Genomic DNA, 20,347 nt, shown 5'->3' on the forward strand with positions numbered 1-20,347 from the left:
TCGCCCGTGAACCTCCGAGACCACCTCCACGTGCTGCGTCGAGGCCTTCCGCTCGTCATCGCCCTCCCGGTCCTGACGACCGTCGCGGCCGGCGTCGTGAGCGCCGCGCAGGCGCCCGTCTACCAGGCGACGACGAGCCTCACCGTGTCCGCCGCGACGGCGACGAGCGGGACGGACCTGAACCAGGGCGGCACCTACGTCCAGCAGATCGTCAAGACCCTCTCCGACGTGGTCACGAAGCCGATCGTGCTCGACCGCGTGCGCCAGTCGCTCGACCTGCCGCAGTCGGAGTCGCAGCTCGCCGCCTCGATCGTCGCGACCGCACCGCTGAACACGACGATCATCGAGATCACGGCCGCGGACTCCTCGCCGCAGCGCGCGGCCGCGATCGCGCAGGAGGCGAGCGACCAGCTCGTCGACCTGTCGGCGACGCTCGTCCCCTCCGACGCGGCCGGCAAGGCGACCGTCAAGGTCATCCCGATCCAGCGCGCCGTCGTGCCCTCGTCCCCGGTCAGCCCGACCGTGTCGAGGAACCTCGCCCTCGCGCTCGTCGCCGGCCTGGCGCTCGGGCTGGGGCTCGCGTACCTGTGGTCCGCCATCGACACGCGGATCCGGTCGGCGCGCGACGTCGGGGCGATCACCGGCACACCGGTGGTCGGCGAGATCCTCGCGGACCCCAGGGCCGCCGCCCACCCCCTGGTCGTCCAGACGTCGCCGGGCAGCATCCAGGCCGAGGCGTTCCGCGGCCTCCGGACGAACCTGCAGTTCATCGACTTCGAGAGCGGCACGCAGAGCTTCGTGGTGACCTCGTCGCACCCCGGCGAGGGGAAGACCACGACCACGGCCAACCTGGCGCTCGCCGCGGCGGACGCCGGTCTCGAGGTCGTCCTGGTCGACGGCGACCTGCGGAAGCCGCGCGTGCACGCCCTCTTCGGCATCGAAGGCGGCCTCGGCCTCGTCGACGCGGTCATCGGTCGCGCGCCCCTCGACGACGTCCTCCAGCCGTGGAGCGACCGCCTGCACGTGCTGCCCGCCGGGATGATCCCGCCGAACCCCGCCGAGCTGCTGCAGTCGCGCGCGATGAGCGCGCTGCTCGACGAGCTCCGGGAGCGCTACGACCTCGTCGTCATCGACAGCCCGCCCCTGCTGCCCGTCTCGGACGCCGCGGTGCTCGCCCGCCGCACCGGCGGGGCGATCGTCGTCGCCGCCGCCAGGCGGACGCGGCGGCAGCACCTCGAGCGCGCGCTGCAGGCCCTCGACCAGGCGGGAGCCGGTGTGCTCGGCGTCGTCGTGACCATGCTCCCCACGAAGGGTCCGGATTCCGCGAGCAGGAGCGTGTACGGGTACGGCGAGACGCCGGGCTCGTCCGCGGTGCTCGGCAAGGCATGACCGCCCCGGCGATCGTCGCGCCGGTCGCCGGCCGGGCGGAGCCCCGCGTCCTCGTCGCGCTCCAGGACGCGGCGCTCGCCGCGTTCGTCATCGCGTGCTTCTGCCCCTTCCTGATCGAGCGCGTGACGTCGCCCGCGATCTTCGCCGCCCTCGTGCTGTGGGTGTTCGTGCTCGTCGAGCTCGCGCGTCGCAGGGCCGCGCAGGCGGCGCTCGGCGTCTGGATCGGGTTGCCCGTCGTCCTGCTCGTCGTCGCCTACGCCCTCAACACGCTGCCCGAGGTGCAGCGCGCGGCGCTCGGCGCGCTGCCCGGGGCCTTCGGGCAGTTCGGTGTCGAGCTGCCCGTGGCCGCCGTGGCCGGCGCCCTCCTCGTGCGGAGCGGGCGGGCCCGCTGGGCGGCGACCTCCGTCCGCGCCACGGCGGTGCTGTGTGCGCTCGGGGCGGTCCTCGAGCGCCGCACCGGCCGGCAGCTCTTCCTCGGCAACGTCGTCAACACCAACTTCGGGTACACGCAGCAGGTCCAGGGCGCGGCCCTGACCGACAGCGGCGCGCTCCGCGGCATCGTCGCCGCGGATCACCCGCTGGTGCTCGCGCTGCTGCTCGCGACGACCGTCGCGATCGTGCTCGTCGGCCCGCTCCGCCCGGTGAAGCTGATCGAGGTCGGTCTGCTCCTCGCCGGCATCTGGGCCACCGACAGCAGCGGTCCGCTCGCCGTCGCGGTGCTCGCCGTGGCGGTCCGGCTCGTCGTCGCGCTCGCGGACCGCGCGGCGATCCCGGTCGTGCCGTCCAGGCGGCTGGTGCGGATCGTGGCAGTGGTGGCCGTCTCGGCGTTCCTGCTCGCGGCGACCTTCCTCTGGCATCCGGTGATCGACCCGTCCGTGCTCGACCAGAGCACGCTGTACCGCTTCGCGCTCTTCTCCTTCATCCCGGTCGCGATCGCCGCCCGCCCGCTCGGCTTCGGTCTGATCGGGCCGCCACGGGGCACATTCGTCGTCGAGAGTCCGGGGCACCCGCTCGACATCGCGGCGACGGTGGACTCGGAGCTCGTGCTGATGGTCCTGCGCTTCGGCCTGGTGGGCCTGCTCGTGTTCCTCGCGATCGCTTGGATCGGGATCCGCGGCGTCCTCGACCGGCGGGCGCTCCGCCGAGGCGGCGGTGCGCTCGCGGTGATGACGGCCTGCGGAGCGATCGTCGCGATCGAGGTCTGGCCGACGGTCTCCGCGGCCTGGGTGCTGCTGATGGGCTTCACCCTCGCGCTGCTCGTGGAGAGCCGGCGCGCGCGGGATCGCGAGCCGAGGCCGTGACCGACCGGCTCGCAGGGCGCGCATCGCGAGGCGCCGCCGTCACCCTCGGCGCGCAGGGGCTCCGCGTCCTCGTCCAGACGGCAAGCGTCGTCGTGCTCGCACGGCTGCTCGCGCCGACCGACTACGGCCTCATCGCCGAGGTCCTCGTCGTCATCGGTCTGGGCGAGATCTTCCGGGACTTCGGGCTGACCAGTGCGGCGGTCCAGGCGAAGACCCTGAGCGCGGGGGAGCGCAGCAACCTGTTCTGGCTCAACGCCGTCATCGGCGTCGTGCTGGCGGCGGTCACCGTGCTCGCGGCGCCCGGCGTCGCCGCGTTCTACGGGGACGACCGCCTCGTCGCGCTGACCGCGGTGCTCTCCGTGGTGTTCCTCTTCAACGGGGTCGGGACCCAGCTCAGGGCCGATCTGAACCGCCGGCTCGCGTTCGGTCGGCTGTCCGCGGCCGAGATCGTCGGCCAGGCGGCCGGCCTCGCCGGCGGCGTGGCGATCGCGCTGCTCGGAGGCGGGTACTGGGCGCTCGCCGGTCAGCAGATCCTGCAGGCCGTCGTCACCCTCGTCCTGCTGTGGTGGTTCGACCGCTTCCGGCCCGAGCGCTACCGCCGCGACGTGCCGATGCGGCGATTCCTCGGGTTCGGCGCGGACGTCGTGGGCGCGCAGCTGCTCGGCTACGCCGGGAAGAACACGGACACCGTGGTGATCGGCGCGACGCTCGGAGTCGGCCCGCTCGGCGTCTACAACCGTGCGTTCCAGCTGCTCGCGCTGCCGCTGACCCAGATCAACGCACCCGCGACCCGGGTCGCGCTCCCGGTGCTGTCGAGCCTGCAGGACCAGCCCGAGCGCTTCCGGCGGTACCTGCTCGCGGGGCAGTCGGTCATGCTGCACCTGGTGCTCGCGGTCTTCTCGTGGTCGACCGCGCTCGCGACGCCGCTGCTGCTGCTCCTGCTCGGTCCGCGCTGGTCCGACTCCGTGCCCCTCTTCCAGATCCTCGCGGTCTCCGGCGTCTTCACGACCGCGGGCTACAGCACCTACTGGGTGTTCATGGCCAAGGGGCTCACCCGGTCCTTCCTCTTCTGGCAGATCGTCACGAGGCCCGTGGTGATCGGTGTCGTGCTGCTCGGCGCGCTCGGCGGGCTCACCGGCGTCGCCATCGCCTACTCGTCCGTGTCGGTCCTGACGTGGGTGCTCGGACTCGTCTGGATCGCGCGCGTCTCAGACGCTCCGGCACGCGCGATGCTCGTCGGCGGGATCCTCGCGACGACCGGCTACCTGATCCCGGCGGCTGCGGCGTGGGCGGTCGGGACTGCGATCGGCCCCGGCATCCTCGGTCTCGTCGGCGGCACGGTCGCGTGGGTCGCCGCCCTGGCCGCCGTCCTGGCCGTCTGGCCGGCCTTCCGCAGGGACGCGCTCGTGGTCCTCCGGGTCGGCGCCGCGATGCGCGGCGCCCGCGGCCGGTCCGAGCGGGCCCCCGTGCAGCAGGCGGTCCCGCGATGAGGATCACGGTCGTCGTCGTCAACTACGGCGCCTCCGATCTCCTCGAGGAGACCCTGGCGCCGCTCGTCCGATCCGACCCGAGCCTTCGAGCGGTCGTGGTCGACAACCGCTCGACGGAGCGGGAGCGGCTCCGGCTCTCGGCCCTCGCGGCCGAGGAGGGGTGGGCGACCGTGCTGCCGGACGCGAACCTCGGCTTCGGGGCCGGCATGAACCTCGGCGTCGCGGCCGCGTTCGAGGACGGCGCGGAGGCCGTCCTGCTCCTCAACCCGGACGCCGCCATCGATCGGCGCGCCGTCCGGCTGCTCGGCGAGACCGTCCGAGCGGACCCCATGGCGCTCGCCGCCCCCCGCATCGAGCGCCCGGACGGGTCGCTCTGGTCGGTGGGGCACCTCCTCGACCTGCGGGACGGCACGATGCGGTCCGCGCGGCGCGGGGCACCCGGTGCCGACGCGCAGCAGTGGCTGACGGGTGCCTGCCTGCTGATGCACCGCCGTCTCTGGGACGCGGCCGGCGGGTTCGCGGACGACTACTTCCTCTACTGGGAGGACGTGGACCTGTCCGCGCGCGTCCTCGCCGCGGGCGGGCGGCTCGTCGTCGTGGACGACGCGGTCGCGGTGCACGCCGAGGGCGGGACCCAGGGGAACGGGATCCGGACCGCGGGAACCGCGAAGTCGCCCACGTACTACTACTGGAACGTGCGGAACCGGCAGGTCTTCGCCGCGTTGCACCTCGACGAGCAGGGACGGCGGCGCTGGCGGCGCGAGGACCGTCGGGTGCTGCTCGAGGTGGTGCTGCAGGGCGGCCGTCGACAGCTGCTGACCGCGCCGCACCGCAGCCTGCTGCCGGCGCTCCGCGGCCTCCGGGACGGCCGACGCGTCGCCCGGACGCTGCGCAGGACCGCCTGACGTCAGCTGTTCCCCACCCAGTGCACGACGTCGGCGGTCCGGTCGACGCCGCCGATGATCACCTTGACGCTCGCGCGCGAGAAGTGGTTCGCCGTCCCGCGGTAGGTCTTCGGCACCTGGATGTTGATCCTGCGGCCCGAGTACGTGTTGCCGAAGGTCGGATCCGTGATGACGAGCGTGCCGCCTCCCTGGTCGCTGGCCAGGTAGACGTCCTGGTTGTTGCCCGCGAAGACCGGCCGGTTCACGACGATCCGACCGGTCGTCCGCTCGAAGTTGAGGCCGGTGACGTTGTTCGTGACGCTGACGTCGTCGAGCGTCACGCCGCTCGTCTGCCAGAAGGCCGTCCCGTTCGCACGCATGTCGTGGAACCTGCCGGACCGCACGGTCACGTTCGTGGAGCTGTTGGTCGCGAAGCCTGAGGCACCGACGCGCCCGGCGCCGTCCACCTCGATGTTCGAGTAGACCGAGCCGTTCGTCCGCCAGTCGTTGATCCCGAACGTCTCGCCCGGAGGGATGTCGTCGTTCCCGGGGATTCCGACCACCCGCAGGTCGTCCACACGGGCGTTCGTCGCCTGTCCGATGCGCACGCCGTTGTAGAGATGGCCCTGTGCCGTGCCTCGCAGCGTGAACCCGGAGAGGACGGGCGACGCGCCCGTGACCGACATCAGGTAGAGCTGGTTCGTCGTCCAGTCCGCGTGCGGCACGGCTCCGGCCTTGGAGGAGGTGCCGCCGCTCATCGCGATCGTCGTCCGCGCCGATCCCGCGCCGCGGAGGCCGCCGGAGGCGCCGAGGTCGACCCCGACGAGAGAGGCGGCGAAGTCGGCGAAGTCGAACGTGCCGGCGTCGAGCGCGGTGGTGCGACCTGCTGGGCGGCCGGCGAGGATCGTGCGGAGCGCTCGAACGGCGCCGACGGGGCTCCAGGTCGGGCGCGGGGGTGTCGAGGGGGAGGAGGCCTCGGCCACCGAGGACTGCGCCGGCGCAGGGAGGGAGGGGGCCGGCGCCGCCGAACGGCGGGTTGGTCGCTTCGTGGACAACCCGGCGGTCGGCGACGCCGATGCGGTCGCCGACGTCGAAGCGGACGCCCCGCTCGAGGTGGCGGCGCTCGCGCTCCGTGTGCCGCCCCTCGAGCCGGCCGGTGCGTCCTGGGTGTGCGCCGGTCCGGCTGCGGATGCCGGACGGGCGGACCGTACCGGGAGCGGGAGAGCGGCGGCCGGGATCTCCGAGACCTCGGGCGCGGTCGTTCCCGCGATCTCGTCCGCGCGCGCCGGTAGCACAAAGGCTCCGGTCGTGACCGCTCCGAGCACGGCGACGGCCGCGGCGGCGACGGCGTTCCCGTGCCGCCGTGAACGTCCGGTCGGGACCGGGGCCGGAGCCGGGGCGGTCCCCGAAGCGGTCCGCAGGTCGAGGGTCGTCGCTCGCAGCGGCGCGGTCGTGACCGGCACCGGTCCCGTCGCCCGCGGTGCGGGAACGGGACGGAAGGAAGCGTCGGGGACCGCAGGGCGCACGATCAAGGGCTGGTCCCGGGGCGGCTGCCTGGGCGTTCGCACCGCTGCCGCCGCAGCGGGCGACGGCGCGGACACGTCGAGGCGCCGCGGTCGAGGCGCGACTCGTGCCTGCTCGCGGGAGCCGGTTGACGGGGCGGGGGGAACGGGCAGCGGGACGTCGAAGAGCCGCGGGTCAGTGACGCAGGCGGAGGGGTCGAACGGACGGGGCCGACCGGTGTCCGCCCCCGCGCGGTGCCTGCCGACGGGGTGCACGTCGAGCGCCGTTCCGCTCATCGGTCGACCGCTGTGGTCGGCAGCAGGCGGACGTGGTGCGCGTGGCGTGGACATGCAGCTCGTCTCGGCGGGGCTCTGTCAGAGCCGGTGGACGGCACGGACCCTAACCCGCGACCTTCGTTCGGCACGAGCGCCGGCGACAGGGCTTCCGAGCAGAGGAACGTCGCTGAGCGATCCACGTCTGCACCGCGTGTCGACGCCGCCGGACGGCCGCGGCACGATAGCCCGACTGCGCGATCCGCAGTCCGCCTAGACTTGCGGGCTGCGAACGGAGGGCGGATGGGCGAGTCCGGCGATGCGCGGCCGATCGTCGTGCAGGAGTCGTTCCCGGTGCCGCGGGCGACCACGAACCCGTACATCGCGATGCTGCGGGACGCGCTCGACGCCGACGACCGGCTGGTGCTCCAGACCTTCTCCTGGCGCGCGGCGCTCCTGAGCCGGTACGACGTCTTCCACGCCCATTGGCCGGAGATCCTCGTCACGGGGCGCGACCGGCTGCGCTCGGTCGCTCGGCAGGTCCTCTTCGCCGCACTCCTGCTGCGGCTGCGGCTGCGGCGCACGCCGGTGGTGCGCACGGTCCACAACCTCGAGGTCCCCTCCGGGCTCGGCGCCGTGCAGCGCGCGCTGCTCCGCAGGTTCGACCGGGGCGTTCGCGTCCGCATCGCTCTGAACGAGGAGACCCGGCTGGATCCGGAGCGCTCCGTCACGGTCCTGCACGGCCACTACCGGGACTGGTTCTCGCGGTACCCGCGGCCCGAGGCGATCGCGGGGCGGTACGGCTACTTCGGTCTCATCCGCCGCTACAAGAACGTCGAGGGTCTCGTCCGCGCCTTCCGACCGCTGCCCGACGACCGCACGCTCGAGGTGGCCGGCGCGCCGTCGACACCGGAGCTCCAGCGCGCGATCACGGACGCGGCCGACGGCGATCCACGAATTCTGCTGCGGTTCGAGTACCTCAGCGACGCGGAGCTGGTCGAGTCGTGCGGCCGAGCGGAGCTGGTCGTGCTCCCGTACCTGCACATGCACAATTCGGGCGGTGCGCTCGCCGCGCTCTCCCTCGACCGGCCGGTCCTCGTGCCGCGGAACCCCGCGAACGACCGGCTGGCGGTCGAGGCGGGAGAGGCGTGGGTGCAGCGCTACGACGGCCCGCTGACAGCCGAGGCGTTGTCGGCGGCCCTGTCAGCAGTGCGCGCGATCGCGCCGGGCGACCGGCCCGACCTCGGGGCGCGGTCCTGGGGAGCGGCGGCGGACGGCCACGTGCGGGCGTTCCGTCTCGCGCTGTCCTCCGCTCAGTCCCGGCGGTACTCGCGGTAGCGGACGTTCCACGCGCCGAGCAGCATCCCGAGCCCGCGGGCGGCGGTCCGCAGCCCGCGCGCCCGATGGTACGGCTGACGGGTCAGCAGCCCGACAGTGCTCTGCCCGGCCCCGCCGACGAGGCGCACGAGGCCCCGTCCGTGCAGCACGGTGCGCGTCGACAACCGCTGCGCACGACTCGGTGCGAGCGCGACCGCGGTGAGGCTCCAGCTGTTGCCGCTCGAGAGCGCGCGCTGCAGCACCCACCTCGGAGTGATCCGCGACGGCGGGACGATGTCGCGCACGACGGCTTCGTCGCACCACACCATGCGCCCCCCGCGCGTTGCGAGCGCGCGAGTGAAGAGCGTGTCCTCCCCACCGGTCGCGGCGGTCGTCGGATCGAAGCGGAGACGGATCCGACGTACGACCGCGAGGTCGAGCAGCAGGTTGTTGGTGGCGGCGACGTCGACCGTGCTGCCTGTGAGATGTCGGCGCCGATCGAAGAAGCGCCCGGCGGCGACGAACGGTCCGGGGGTGACGAGGAAGTGCGAGACGACTGGACCGACGACAGCGGCGGCGCGGGTCGACGACCATGTGCGGAGGAGCGCCGAGAGCCATCCCGGGTCGGGGCGCTCGTCGTCGTCGATGAACACCAGGACGTCATCATCTCGAGCCTCGTCGAGAGCCCGGTTCCGCGCCGCTGCGATGCCCGGCTCGGGTTCGTGCACGTACTGGACGGGGCCGCCGACGGCCGACACCGCTTCGCGGGCGCCTGCGCCGGGGTCGTTGTCGACCACGAGGACCCGGGCCCTCGATACGACCTCGTCGACCTCGCGGAGCTGCTCGACCACTGCCGGCAGCACGGCTGCGATGTCATCGGGCCGCCGGTAGGTGAGGATCGCGACGACGACGGAGACGGGGCTCGGATCGACCACTCGGCCTCCCTCCGCGGACCCCGTCGATCCTGCCAGGCTACGACGGTGCGCATGTCAGGATCGTGCGGTGATGCGCGACGGCGGACCCGACATCGGCTCGATTCTGATGGTCTGCACCGCGAACATCTGCCGGAGCCCCCTTGCGGCGATGCATCTCCAGGAGACCTTGACCTCCGGGCCGCTCGAGGGTGCCGCCATCGCGAGTGCGGGCGTGCGAGGACTGACGGGCGCGCCGATGTGCGACGTCGCGCGAGGCGGGCTGGACGACGCCTCCCACGCCGATGCTCATCGGGCGCGGGAGCTCGACGGAGCGCTGATCGTCGCGGCTGACCTCGTCATCACGATGGAGCGGGAGCAGCGCGGAGCGGTCGCCCGGTTGGCGCCCGGTCAGCAGGGCAAGGTCTTCACGATCCGCGAAGCGGCCGCGATGGTGGAGGCCGTCGCGGAGGCCGGACCGCTCCCAGGAACAGTCGCGGAACTCGCCGAGCGGATGCGCGCCCTCCGCGGCATCGTCCGGCCTCCGGTACCCGCACCGGTTCAGCGCCGCGGCCTCGGGCGGCTCCTCGCGCGGAAGCCGTCCGAGGCGGCCGATGACGGGCTGTCGGTGGAGGACGGCCACAACATCGACGCTGCAGCGCACGCGGCCACGGTCGAGGACGTCCGGCGGCTCTCCGGCCGTATCGGCACGCTCTTGGCGGGGCAGGCCGCGACCCGCTGAGGTCGACGCGTGCTCCTCAGCCGTTGATGCGTTCGGGTTCGCCGTTCAGCGCGGCGAGCGCCCGGCGCAGCACGGTCGACGACGTCGACATCGTGTACGGGAAGTAGACGACCTCGACGCCGACGGCGGCGAACTCGCGCTCGAGCCGGAGGCCCTTCTCGGTGCCGCGCCAGTCGTCGCCTTTGAAGAAGTGGGTGAATCCGACCTCTCGCCAGGTGTCGAGCTTGTCCGGGACGACCTCGGCATGGACGCGGTCGACGTAGGAGATGTGGCTGACGATCTCCATCCGCTCCGCGAGCGGGATGACGGGCGTGATGCCCTTCGTCAGCTGCAGCATCTCGTCGGAGACGACGCCGGCGATCAGCAGGTCGCACTCGCTCTTCGCGTGGCGGAGCAGGTTGAGGTGCCCGATGTGGAACAGGTCGAACGCACCGGCCGCGTAGCCGATGCGGACAAGGGACTCGTTCATGTGATCCTCAGCAGGTGGGTTCGGAAGAAGGTCGGCTTCGCAAGCGGACCCGACGGCGGGACGGGCTCGAGGCTGCGGTCGCAGCGGATGGGCGAGGGTCGGATCACGCGAGGGAGGAGTGCTTCTCGGAGATCGATGACGGGCCCGTGGCCGGCGAGACCTCCACGAGCGCCGGAAGCTCGACGGCACTCGATGTCGTGAGGGACCGTCCAGTCCGACGTCGCTGGCCGCTGGACCGGCTGAGAGGACGCAGCCGCGACCAGCGGATGAATCCCGCCGGCCGACTCATGACGTCGTCGACGACCGCTGCGAGCGCCAGTGCCGTCTCCGCGGCAGCCGAGGAGCGGGGCTCGCGACGGAAGTGCTGCGGGTCCTCGAGGGCTGCGGTGGCCGCGGCACGGAACGCGACCTCGTCCTCCGCGAGCACGGCCTCGCCGCGTCCGGCGATGAACCGTCCGAAGCGGATCTGGTGCTCGTCCACGTGCTCGCCCAGGTCCGGGCGCCGTGGCACGACGATGGGGATCCGCCCGACCGAGGCGACGTCGAGAATGGTGCCCGGGCCGACCTGGGTGATCACGACGTCCGCGTCCCGGTACCGGTTCAGCATCTCCTCCCTCGACACCATGACGACATGCGTCCCGAATCGCGGGGGGCGTGAAGTGCCGCGCTGCACGAACAGGTCCACATCGGAGCCCATCGACACGGCCCAGTCTTCGACCCAGCTCACCAGCCGGTCGAAGCGGTGATGGTCCGTTCCCAGGGAGACGACGACGGAGACGGCGCTCACAGCGCGGGTCCGATCACGATCGACTCCGGGTAGACCGTCTCCCGCTGAGGCCACTGCTCGCACATCGCGTCCGAGAAGGGGTAGGAGAGCCGCCCGTTCAAGGTCGGGCTGTCGATCCGGTCGAAGACCTCGATGTACACCGTGCGGATTCGGAGGAAGCGGGCGACCACGAAGAACGGCAGGCTCACTCCTGCCCCCGTGGTCACGACGACGTCCGGTCGAAGCCTACGAAGCGTGCGGACGGCCAGACCGAGATTGCGGACCGCGTTGCGCGCGTTCCGCGTGACGGGGTGGTGCGCCCAGACGACTCGTTCATCGGCCAGGGCCGAGACCGCGTCCTCCTTGTCGAACGTCACCCAGGTGCGTTCGTGCTGCTGCCACCACGCGCGCAGCGACAGCAGCTGCGCGAGGTGGCCTCCGGTTGAAGCGATGAGAAGAAGGTTCATCAGTCACCTTTCGAGGGCGACCGCGCCGTCGGGTACGGCGGGGGAGGGGGTTGGGGTTGGGGAGGGAGCTGGTAGAGGGTCGCTGGAACCGCCCCGAAGGGCGAGCGCTCCGAGACCGAGGGGGCCGCGAAGCAGGAGAACGGTGATCGCATAGATCACGAGGAGCACGATCGACGCGATGAGGAAGGTCGCGAGGGTGCGTCCGAAGAGTGCCGCCGCGACGGAGCCGCCGCCTGCGATGACGACGACGGCGAGAGCGGCCGGCAGCGCGATGAGGCGGGCCGAGCTGCGGATACGCATCTTGACGGCGACCTGCGTGGCCGCGAGCACCGTGTCGACGGCGATGGAGGCCGCTTGGCCGATCGCGGCCCCCAGGAGTCCGAGCCGGGGCACCAGGAGCGCGGTCACGACCAGGAGCACCGTGAGCTGGACGACGCGGTTGCCGAGCTGCCACGAGCTCCGGCCGCCCATGAGGAGGATGCTCTGCACCATGCCGGCGGTCGTTGCGAGCATCATCGCGAGGGCGATGATGGCGAGCGGCAGGGCGCCGGCCGCGAACGCGGGGCCGAAGATCGACAGGATCGCAGGGGCGAACACGGCGAGCAGCAGGTAGAACGGCCAGGCGACCAGCACCAGCGCCCGGGTCACCTCGAGGAAGAGTCGAGCGGCCTCGTCGCTGTCACCGACTGCGAGCGCGCGGCTGATCCGCGGGCCGACGACGATCCGAGCGGCCTGATCGATCATGGTCCCGGCGTTGACGCAGCGGTTCACGATGGCGTAGATGCCGCCGACGACCGGGCCGCCGACGGCGAGCACCACGAGCATCCCCGACCAGTCGAGCGCTCGCTCGATGAGCGTCGAAGCGCCTCGGGGAAGCGCGAAGCCCCAGAACAGACGTGCGGTGCCGCTGTGGCTTCCAGACGGCGTGCTGGAGGACGGGGCGGAGACGGAACGCAGCTGACCGGCGAGGACGAGTGCGGCGATCGCCACGAGCGGTGCGAGGACAGCCGCCCAGCCCGCGGCGATCCACTGCACCCCCGCGCCGGCGATCGTGCCGATCGCCACCACGGCGAGCCGCGAGAGGGGTAGCGCGAGGTTCTGCAACGCGGTGTAGGGCAGCGTGGATCCGATGCCGCGGGTTCCTCCGAGTACGACGGTCAGCAGCGCTCCGGCGCCGAGGAACGGCGACATGACGCGCACGAGCTCTGTCGCGTAGTCGGGATCGGAGGGGGTGATCCATGCGCCGATCGGAGCGGCGCAGCTGAAGACCGCGAGCGATACGAGGAGGCTGACGCCGATCACCGGCAGCAGGGCCGACCGGACGGTGCTGCGCAGTCGGTCCTGCTCGTGGAGCGCGATGTGCCGGGAGAGGGTCCGCACGAGTGCGGTGTCCGCGCCGAGCTGAAGCCCGTTCGACACGATCGCGAAGAGTGCGACCGCTTGGAAGAAGAGACCGGTGCCTGCCGGTCCGAGCCCGCGGCCGACGACCTGCGCGAGCGCGAGGGTCGCCAGCGCACCGATGGCGATGCCGGCGAAGGTGACCGTACCCGAGCGGAGCGCACCGCCTCGTCTCGCGTTCACCGCAGCTCCTCGCCGTCACTGCGGGCTCGCAGGAGGACCGCCGCGACCAGCACGAGCACGAGCAGCTGCACCGTTCCGAGCCCGTAGAACCACATCAGCGGGATGGCCATGACGATGACGGCGTGGAGCAGCAGCGCCGGCGTCGTCGGGGCCGCGGCCGTCCGCAGTGCGACGCCCAGGAGGAACAGCACGAAGAGCGCGAGCCCCACGAAGCCGTACGAGTACATGAGCGTCCAGGCGTGGCCCTGGGTGCCGAGCGCGTACCCGATCGTGGCGTCGTCCTGCGGGCTCGCCCATCCGAGGAAGGGCGAATCGAGAGTGGCGCGGAAGGTCGCCGAGTAGAGGTCCGATCGGGTTCCGGTGCTGTCGCTGACCTCCTGCCTCTCGAGGATGTTTTGAACGGCCCCGCTGAGCACGAGGTAGGCGCCCGCGACGGCGGCCGCGAGCGAGGCGCCGACGACGGCTGCGATGCGCCCGCGGAGCGCGAGACGCAGTACCACGTACACGACCGCGATGCCGAGGCCGAGGAACATCCCGCGGTTGCTCGTCTGCACGGCCGGGTAGACCGAGACGACGAGCAGGGCGCTCAGCACCAGGCGGACCCGACGACTCGGGCCGGTGGTGAGGAACGCCACGACCACCGGCGTCAGCAGGGCGTAGGCCGCACCCCAGCTGTTGGCGTAGGGGAAGGGAGCAGCGGGACGGTTGAACGGCTGCTCCGCGCCCCACGGCTGCTGCACTTCCGCGAGGGGCGGCAGCAGCAGCTGGTGGACGAGGTCGTTCTGCAGCAGACCGTTCGGGACGATCAACGAGACGGGTGTCGTCAGGCGCGCGTCGGGGAGCGCGATCGCGACGAGTCCGAGCAGGACGACGGACGACCAGAGGACCACGACCGCGTTCATGACGAGGCGTGCATCGATGCGCTCACGCGCATTCACGTAGTAGACGGCGGCGGTGGCGGCTGAGGCCAAGTCGCCTAGGCGCTGAACGTATCCCACTCCCTGCGAGAGGGAGTGGAGTCCGATCCCGCAGATGACGACCCAGGGCAGGAGGACCAGCAGGGGCAGGAGCCCGGGCACGAGCCGCGCGCGACCGCGGACGAGCAGCAGGGCGATCATGACCGCCGCGAAGCCGATGGACGCGAAGGCGGTCGCTCCCAGCGCCCACTCCAGCGGGTACGTTACCACCATGGCAGTCAGCGGCCAAGCGGGCAGGGCCCTGACTCGCTGATGAAGCCGGACACCCGGGGTGCCTGCTGGAAGGGTCGAGATGGTCACAGTCCGCGTCCGCTCCGGTTCACCAGGTCCACGAGGAGGCCGGCGGGCGCGAGCCGCAGGGAGATGACCAGCGCCGCATAAGCGCGGAGCTGGCGGTGATCGTTGCGCAGCGCCTGAACCGCCCACGATCGGGCGTCGGCACGCCTGCCGAGCGCCGCGTGCGCGAACGCCACCTGTCCCTCGATGCGGGCGGCTCCACGAGGAGCGGCGGCGAACTCGGGGAACTTCCGAAGCAGGTAGGTGAGGCCGGCGGCGATGCCCTCCCAGCGGCCGTTGAAGAACGACGTGCGCTTCCAGTTGACGACCACGAGGGGCTCGACGACGCATGCGACGTGCCCCACCCGGGTCGCGCGGAGCAGCAGGTCGTAGTCCTCGCCGTACGAAGAAGGAAGCACTTCGTCGACCAGACCGATCGGACCGGTCAGGTCCGCGCGCCGCAGCAGGAACGAGGACGGGTGGATCTCCGTCAGGCGCGAGTCGAGGAAGTCGGCGAACGTGGCGCGCGGCGGCGGAAGACGGACGTGCGACCCGCCCGCCGATTCGATGCGGATGCCCGTCGCCACGACTGCCGCCGTCGGGTCCTCACGCCAGGCCTCGACCTGCGCGGAGAGCTTGCCGTTCAGCCACTCGTCATCGTCGTCGCAGAACGCGATCAGTTCCGCGGTCGCGGCCAGGATGCCCGTGTTCCGGCCGCCTGCGAGCCCGGCTGTCCGAGTGTTGACCGACGTGCGCAGGGAGCGGTTCTCGGGCACGTCGACGTCGGTGAGGGGGTCGACCTCGACGCCGTCGAAAACCACGTGCACGTGGACATCGCCCTGGTAGTCCTGCGCGAGGATCGATCTGACCGCAGCGCGCAGGAGCTGAGGACGCCCCCTCGTGGCGACGACGACGCCGATGGTGGGAAGAGCGGTGTTCATGCTGCGTTCCCCAGCCGTTCGAGGTGCTGATGCTTCCGGCGCATAGAGATGAGCGCGTGCCCCGCATTGAGGACCAGCAGTGCGGTGTAGACGACGGCGAAGGCGAGCGGAGCGCCCCAGAGGAGGAAGAGCCAGCAGAGCAGTCCGGTGTCGGTCGGAAGGTTGACTACCGACTGGAGCACCCCGCCGCGTCCGGCGGGAGCGCGGTGGACTCGCCCGCTCAGCTGCTCCGCGAGCACCTGGCTCATGAACTGGCCGGCAGCCACGATGCAGAACAGCAGCGCGGCGGCCTGCGCCCACGTCTGCTCCGGGAGCCAATGGTTCAGGCCGACGAGCACTGCGAGATGGATCGCCGGCATGCGCATCGCATCAACGACGTGATCGAGCCATTCGCCCGCGCGGCTGCCGCTTCCTGTGAGCCGCGCCAGCTGGCCGTCGGCCGAGTCGAGGACGTATCCGAGCGCGAGGAGGATCGCCACCGAGACGCCGAGGACGGCACTCGGCGGAAGGGTGATCAGGAGCGCGATGCCGGCCGCGGACGACGCCGCGCTCGCGGCGGTCACCGCGTTCGGTGTCAGGCCGACTCGGAACGCAGCGGCCGCAGGCACGCGTGCGAGTCGCCGATTCACCCAGCGCGTGTACGCCGGGAACCCCGCCCCGGGCTTCTGCACCTCGGCGAGCTCTTGGAGCGCGCCACGGAAGGTCCGGCGTTCCCCGGGTCCGGGTCCGGGTCCGGGCTTGCGCTCGACCGCCAGATCTGCGCTCGTCATCGCACGACAGCCGCGAGGTCGAAGCTCGCGCTGGGGGTCGTCCGGTAGTTCGAGTGCATCTCGGCGGCGATCACGTTCCGACCCGGACGCAGGAGCGATGCGGGCACGGTGAACGTGACGGGGTTGCTGGTCGCGGTCGAGGTGCTCGGGGCGCTGAGCGCGTACGTGCCCGCGGTCAGCGTCCCGGTGGGGAGATTCGCCCGGCCGACCTCGACGCCGTTCACGAAGACGGCGACGCCGTCATCCGCCCGCGTGGTGAGCGTGAGGCCGGTGCTCGGCAGCCCGCCGTCAGGAATCACGAACGCGGACCGGAAGTAGGTCGTCAGAGGACGGCCGGACGCGGGCGCAGGAAGCTGGCTGGCGATCGCTCCGGTACCCCAGCCGAGTGCGGCGCGCGCAGTCGGCCAGCCGGTGTCGTCGAAGGCGCTCGCCGACCAGCCGGCCGCGACGGCGGTCGAATCGTGCCAGTACGACCAGGCGCTCTGGTCGGCGAGCACCGTCGTTCCGCTCGCGAGCGGCTGGCCCGGCGTCGGGCTCGAGCCGCCAGCGACCGCCGAGAGGTCGAAGCTCGAGTTCGGTGTCGTCCTGTAGTTGGCGTGCACCTCGGCGGCGATGACGTTCTCGCCCTGCACGAAGCGGCTCGAGGGCACGGTGAAGGTGACCGGCGCGGCCGTCGCGCTCTTGGTGCTCACGGCCGAGCTCGCGTAAGTACCGCTGCCGATCGCTCCGCTCGGCATGTTCGACCGACCGACCTCCACGCCGTTGACGTAGACCACGACACCGTCGTCGGCCCTCGTCGAGAGCGTGACCGCCCCAAGGGTGTCCGGAGCGTTGATGGTGATCTGCTTCCGGTAGTAGGTCGTGAGCGGCTTGGACGCAGCCGTGCTGACGGTCGTCGCGATGCTGCTGTCGCCCCAGCCGAGCGGAGCAGAGCCGGAGGCCCAACCGGACGCGTCGTACGCGGCGGCGGCCCAACCGGCATCGGCGGACGTCGCCCAGCTCCAGCTCGAACCGTCCGCGACGAGCGTGCCGGCGCTGCTCGGCGGCGGCGTGATCGTCGTCTTGACCGCCGGCGTGCTCGCGGAGAGGTTCAACGACGCGTCAGCGGCGCGTACGAAATAGTTGGGGTCCCCGTCCACCGAAGGCAGATCGATCGAGGTCGACGTCGTGGTCGCGACCACTCGGTCGTCCCGCATCACCTGGTAGGTGACGGCGCCCGATGCGTCCGTCGACCCCTTCCAGGAGACGGTGACACCCGTGCTGCTCGGCACGACGGTCAGTCCGGTCGGCGCCGTCGGCGCGGTCGAGTCGTTCGGTGCGAAGCGCGCGTATCCGCCTGCCCAGACCTTGCCGGTGCTGCCGGTCCGCACGGCCGTGAAGTCGCCGCCCATCCAGGTCACACCCGTCGAGTCGGTGAAGATCGCCCAGGTGCCTGCGCCCTCGCGCTCGTTGAAGGAAGGGCTGAACGCCGGGACGTAGGTGCCGGTGGTCGCATTCCACGCGCCGGTCGCCTCGATCTTGGAGGCCTGGGTCCACGCCGTGCCGGGGTCGGTCCAGTTGTGGGTTTTGGCGTCCGAGTAGTTCGCGAGGTAGCAGTGGCAGCCGGCGTAGACGTTCGTGCCGTCGCTGCCGAAGGCCTGGCCGTCGCCGCCCTCGGACGAGGTCAGGTTCGTGCTCGCCTCGCTCATGTCGGAGCGGTGATAGCTGAAGACCATGTGCTCGGATCCGCCGATCCACACCCGGTCCCCGACCTCCTGAACGGCCTGCTGGTAGCTCGCGCTCGCAGAGGTGAAGTCGACCGTCCACGGGATGACCGCACCCGAGGTCGTGTCGAGCGCTGCGGCGCGAAGAGTCGGCGTGCCCTTGTCGTTCGCGAAGTAGCCGGCGAAGTAGACCCGGTCTCCCTTCGGGGACGCGTCGAGGCTGATGACCGTGCCGTCGAACTCCGTCGTCCAGGATCGGTCCGGCGTGCCGTCCGTCACCGAGAGTCGGACGGCGCCGCGCGAGTACACCTGCGCCGTGGAAGAGCCTCCGACCGCGTGGGTGAACGAACCGCCGACGTAGAGCCACTTGCCCTGGACGTCGAGAGCGCGCACGGTGGCCTGACCGCCGCTCGTCGAGAGGGCGTTGATGAGGCGTCCGGTGAAGGCCTGATCGATCGCACCCGTGGTCGGGTCGAGCACGACGAGACCGTTCTCGGCGACCCCGTTCACGCTGCTGAAGTCGCCGCCGGCGACGATGCGTCCGTCGGGAAGCGTCGCGACCGCCTTCACCTGGTTGTTGAACTTGGGTGTGAAGCCGGGGATGTAGCTGCCGGTGCGCACGTCGAACGCTGCGAGGTAGGACTGGGCGACCCGCCCGGTGCCCGACGAATCCCGCTGCACCTGAGCGAAGTTGCCGCCGACGTAGACGGCGCCCTTGCTCTCGGTGAAGGCCGAGACCTCGGTGTCCTGGATGCCGGTGCCTGCTGCGCCGAGGCCGTTGACGCCGTACACGGTCGGGAGCGCGAGGCTGCTTGCGACCGACGGCTGCGTGCGCGCCGCGGTCCCACCCGTCGGGAAGGCGGTTTCGATGGCGCTGCTCATGAGCTTCGGACGCAGGTAGACCTGGGTGAAGGGCCGGGCGTAGCCCGTGGCACCCTTCCAGATGTAGCTCGTCGCCGCGGTGCTGCCGGCGACCGTGTTGCCGAAGCCGAAGCCGTTCTGATACCCGACCGACTTGTTCACGGTCGTCTGGACTCGACGGAACGCCTGATCGCTGCCGAAGCTCTTGGTGGTGCCGCCGGCGCCGGTCGTGCCGTCGAAGCTCCACGTCCCGACGCGCTGGAGGTCGGCGAAGAGCCAGGACCAGTCGTTGCGAGGCGAGGAGAACGTGAAGCGGACCTCCTGCCAAGCGGAGCCGTCCGCGGCTGAGGCTCGGCGGAGACGGACTCCGTCGGGCAGCGAAGAGACGGGCGCGTCGTTCAGCAGAGCGCCGATCGTCCTGGCGCTGAGTTCACGGGCGGCGAAGGCCGAGGTGCCGTCGACGGTGTTCCGCACCTGCGCAGGCGTGCCGTACCCCTCGCCGGACTGGCTCCAGTCCTCACGCCCGCGACCGATCAGCACCCATCCACCGCCATCGGTGGTCTGGTCGCAGTAGAACTGCTGAGGAGCGGTCAGGGCCGGCGTGTAGAGCCAGTAGATCCCGCTCGGAGCGTCGGGCGCGTTCTGCTTGACCTCCCAGCAGGAGGCGGCGGCGCGGGCAGTGCTCGACCCGTCGGGAGCCGGCGCCGCCGCGATCGCGGGCGCGGTCTGGGTGCCGAGGACGAGTGCGCCGGCGAGCGCGATCGCCGGAAGGAAGCGGGTGCTGAGCCGTCGGGCGGCTGAGGGGGAGGAGGACATCAACGGGGCTCCGTCGGTCGAGGCGTGGGGACGCATGGGTAGTCGGGGGCTGCGGGGTGCGGGTGTCGTGGGGCTGAGGTCGGGTTCGGAGTGCTGGTCAGCAGCGCGTATCGCTCGGGAAGCCGTGGGCGTCGACGCGCCAGGCGCCGTCCCGGTAGGCCAGGTCGTACAGGTTCAGCGCGCGCCGCGACGCGTGAGGGTTCGCGAGGACGGTCTTTCCGGCGGAATCCACGGTTCGGACGTCGCGGGAGTCGACGCAGGCCTCTACCGTCGCGGTGGGTACGGTCGAATCGAGGTGCGAGCGGAGCACGCGGAGTTCTGCGATCCGAGGCGCGCCACGCACGCTCCACCCGTTCGCCTTGAGCTCGAGCACCTGCGCCTGCACTTCCTGCAGCGCCTCGCCGGTGACGACCTGCGCGAGCTCGTCCGCGCTCGATCGGGCGGTCAGGGCGCTGACCGAGCGCGAGTAGGTCGACACGATTGCCGCGGCGGAGTGGTCGTCGATGCGACGTCGAGCCGCCGCCGCAGGCGGCGTGACAGCAGAGAGCGGCTCGACGCTCGTCGCCGTGGCCATGCTCGACGGTGAGGGCGCGGCCGTCATCGATCGCGTGCTCGGCATGCCCGGGCTGATGAGGTGCGGTACGACGAGCGCGCCAGCGACGACGAGCGTGATCAGCCCGGCGCTGCCCGCGAGAAGCAGGCGCCTCATGAAGAGGGCTCGCGATCGACGAGAGCTGCGTGCGGCCGCGAGACGGCCGAGCGCAGCCGGGGCGTGGAGGGTGTGCTGTGGTGCGGGGTGTGCATTGGGGTCGCCTGTCGGGTCACAGGGGGGAGGGTGTTGGGTGGCGCAGGCGTCGAGCCTGCGCGAGCACCGTGACGACGAATCGGCAGGAGATGCTCAGGGTGGTCTC

The 20,347-nt window shown here is 71.7% G+C and carries 17 protein-coding genes; 6 read left to right on the plus strand and 11 right to left on the minus strand.

Annotation, left to right across the window (positions count from 1 at the left end):
- Positions 1 to 6 precede the first annotated feature (6 nt).
- From D1781_RS17010 to D1781_RS17020, 4 genes are read left to right on the plus strand one after another with little or no spacing between them, the layout of a single operon-like run.
- Positions 7 to 1,389 carry a polysaccharide biosynthesis tyrosine autokinase gene (locus tag D1781_RS17010; RefSeq protein WP_147392138.1) on the plus strand — a complete coding sequence of 461 codons (1,383 nt, stop codon included), beginning with the start codon at positions 7 to 9 and terminating at the stop codon, positions 1,387 to 1,389.
- The gene (locus tag D1781_RS17685) at positions 1,386 to 2,690 is read left to right on the plus strand and encodes a hypothetical protein (RefSeq protein WP_158590154.1); all 1,305 of its coding nucleotides are present in this window, start codon (positions 1,386 to 1,388) and stop codon (positions 2,688 to 2,690) included. Before D1781_RS17010 ends, D1781_RS17685 begins: the two co-directional genes overlap by 4 nt.
- Positions 2,687 to 4,180 (plus strand): lipopolysaccharide biosynthesis protein, encoded by a 1,494-nt coding sequence (locus D1781_RS17690; RefSeq protein ID WP_158590155.1) that lies wholly within the window; start codon positions 2,687 to 2,689, stop codon positions 4,178 to 4,180. Before D1781_RS17685 ends, D1781_RS17690 begins: the two co-directional genes overlap by 4 nt.
- Entirely contained in the window at positions 4,177 to 5,085 is a 909-nt protein-coding gene (locus D1781_RS17020; RefSeq protein ID WP_119483691.1) for a glycosyltransferase, read from the plus strand. Before D1781_RS17690 ends, D1781_RS17020 begins: the two co-directional genes overlap by 4 nt.
- A gap of 2 nt (positions 5,086 to 5,087) precedes the next feature.
- On the opposite strand, the gene D1781_RS17025 is transcribed toward D1781_RS17020, so the two are convergent.
- Positions 5,088 to 6,047 (minus strand): right-handed parallel beta-helix repeat-containing protein, encoded by a 960-nt coding sequence (locus D1781_RS17025; RefSeq protein WP_119483692.1) that lies wholly within the window; start codon positions 6,045 to 6,047, stop codon positions 5,088 to 5,090.
- 1,095 nt (positions 6,048 to 7,142) lie between these two features.
- Here D1781_RS17025 and D1781_RS17030 point away from each other — a divergent pair.
- The gene (locus D1781_RS17030; protein WP_119483693.1) at positions 7,143 to 8,177 is read left to right on the plus strand and encodes a glycosyltransferase family protein; all 1,035 of its coding nucleotides are present in this window, start codon (positions 7,143 to 7,145) and stop codon (positions 8,175 to 8,177) included.
- Here D1781_RS17030 and D1781_RS17035 read toward each other — a convergent pair.
- Complete coding sequence (locus D1781_RS17035) at positions 8,153 to 9,091, minus strand: glycosyltransferase family 2 protein (RefSeq protein ID WP_233551508.1); 939 nt, start codon at positions 9,089 to 9,091, stop codon at positions 8,153 to 8,155. The two genes, D1781_RS17030 and D1781_RS17035, sit on opposite strands and share 25 nt — an antisense overlap.
- A gap of 106 nt (positions 9,092 to 9,197) precedes the next feature.
- Here D1781_RS17035 and D1781_RS17040 point away from each other — a divergent pair, with 106 nt between their 5' ends.
- Positions 9,198 to 9,809 (plus strand): arsenate reductase/protein-tyrosine-phosphatase family protein, encoded by a 612-nt coding sequence (locus D1781_RS17040; RefSeq protein ID WP_267899811.1) that lies wholly within the window; start codon positions 9,198 to 9,200, stop codon positions 9,807 to 9,809.
- A 16-nt stretch (positions 9,810 to 9,825) separates the two neighbouring features.
- Here the strand turns inward: D1781_RS17040 and D1781_RS17045 are convergent, their stop codons facing one another.
- The 9 genes from D1781_RS17045 to D1781_RS17085 form a co-directional block, all read right to left on the minus strand.
- Complete coding sequence (locus D1781_RS17045) at positions 9,826 to 10,278, minus strand: adenylyltransferase/cytidyltransferase family protein (RefSeq protein WP_119483696.1); 453 nt, start codon at positions 10,276 to 10,278, stop codon at positions 9,826 to 9,828.
- A gap of 103 nt (positions 10,279 to 10,381) precedes the next feature.
- Positions 10,382 to 11,065 (minus strand): glycosyltransferase, encoded by a 684-nt coding sequence (locus D1781_RS17050; protein ID WP_119483697.1) that lies wholly within the window; start codon positions 11,063 to 11,065, stop codon positions 10,382 to 10,384.
- On the minus strand, positions 11,062 to 11,511 hold the full coding sequence (locus tag D1781_RS17055) for a glycosyltransferase family protein (RefSeq protein WP_119483698.1): 450 nt from the start codon (positions 11,509 to 11,511) through the stop codon (positions 11,062 to 11,064). Before D1781_RS17055 ends, D1781_RS17050 begins: the two co-directional genes overlap by 4 nt.
- A gap of 3 nt (positions 11,512 to 11,514) precedes the next feature.
- Complete coding sequence (locus D1781_RS17060) at positions 11,515 to 13,092, minus strand: MATE family efflux transporter (protein ID WP_119483699.1); 1,578 nt, start codon at positions 13,090 to 13,092, stop codon at positions 11,515 to 11,517.
- Positions 13,089 to 14,282 carry an O-antigen ligase family protein gene (locus tag D1781_RS17065; RefSeq protein ID WP_119483700.1) on the minus strand — a complete coding sequence of 398 codons (1,194 nt, stop codon included), beginning with the start codon at positions 14,280 to 14,282 and terminating at the stop codon, positions 13,089 to 13,091. Before D1781_RS17065 ends, D1781_RS17060 begins: the two co-directional genes overlap by 4 nt.
- An 83-nt stretch (positions 14,283 to 14,365) precedes the next feature.
- A complete protein-coding gene (locus D1781_RS17070; RefSeq protein WP_119483701.1) occupies positions 14,366 to 15,286 on the minus strand; it encodes a glycosyltransferase family 2 protein in 921 nt (306 codons plus the stop codon).
- Positions 15,283 to 15,849, minus strand: a complete 567-nt coding sequence (locus D1781_RS17075) for a CDP-alcohol phosphatidyltransferase family protein (protein ID WP_233551510.1) — start codon at positions 15,847 to 15,849, stop codon at positions 15,283 to 15,285. The genes D1781_RS17070 and D1781_RS17075 overlap by 4 nt, the downstream gene beginning before the upstream one ends.
- 203 nt (positions 15,850 to 16,052) lie before the next feature.
- Positions 16,053 to 19,436: a fibrinogen-like YCDxxxxGGGW domain-containing protein gene (locus tag D1781_RS17080; protein WP_119483703.1), complete on the minus strand. Its 3,384-nt coding sequence runs from the start codon at positions 19,434 to 19,436 to the stop codon at positions 16,053 to 16,055.
- 97 nt (positions 19,437 to 19,533) lie between these two features.
- Positions 19,534 to 20,010: an IMS domain-containing protein gene (locus tag D1781_RS17085; RefSeq protein WP_158590156.1), complete on the minus strand. Its 477-nt coding sequence runs from the start codon at positions 20,008 to 20,010 to the stop codon at positions 19,534 to 19,536.
- Between the last annotated feature and the right edge of the window lie 337 nt (positions 20,011 to 20,347).

The organism is Amnibacterium setariae, assembly GCF_003581425.1.
Taxonomy (GTDB): domain Bacteria; phylum Actinomycetota; class Actinomycetes; order Actinomycetales; family Microbacteriaceae; genus Amnibacterium; species Amnibacterium setariae.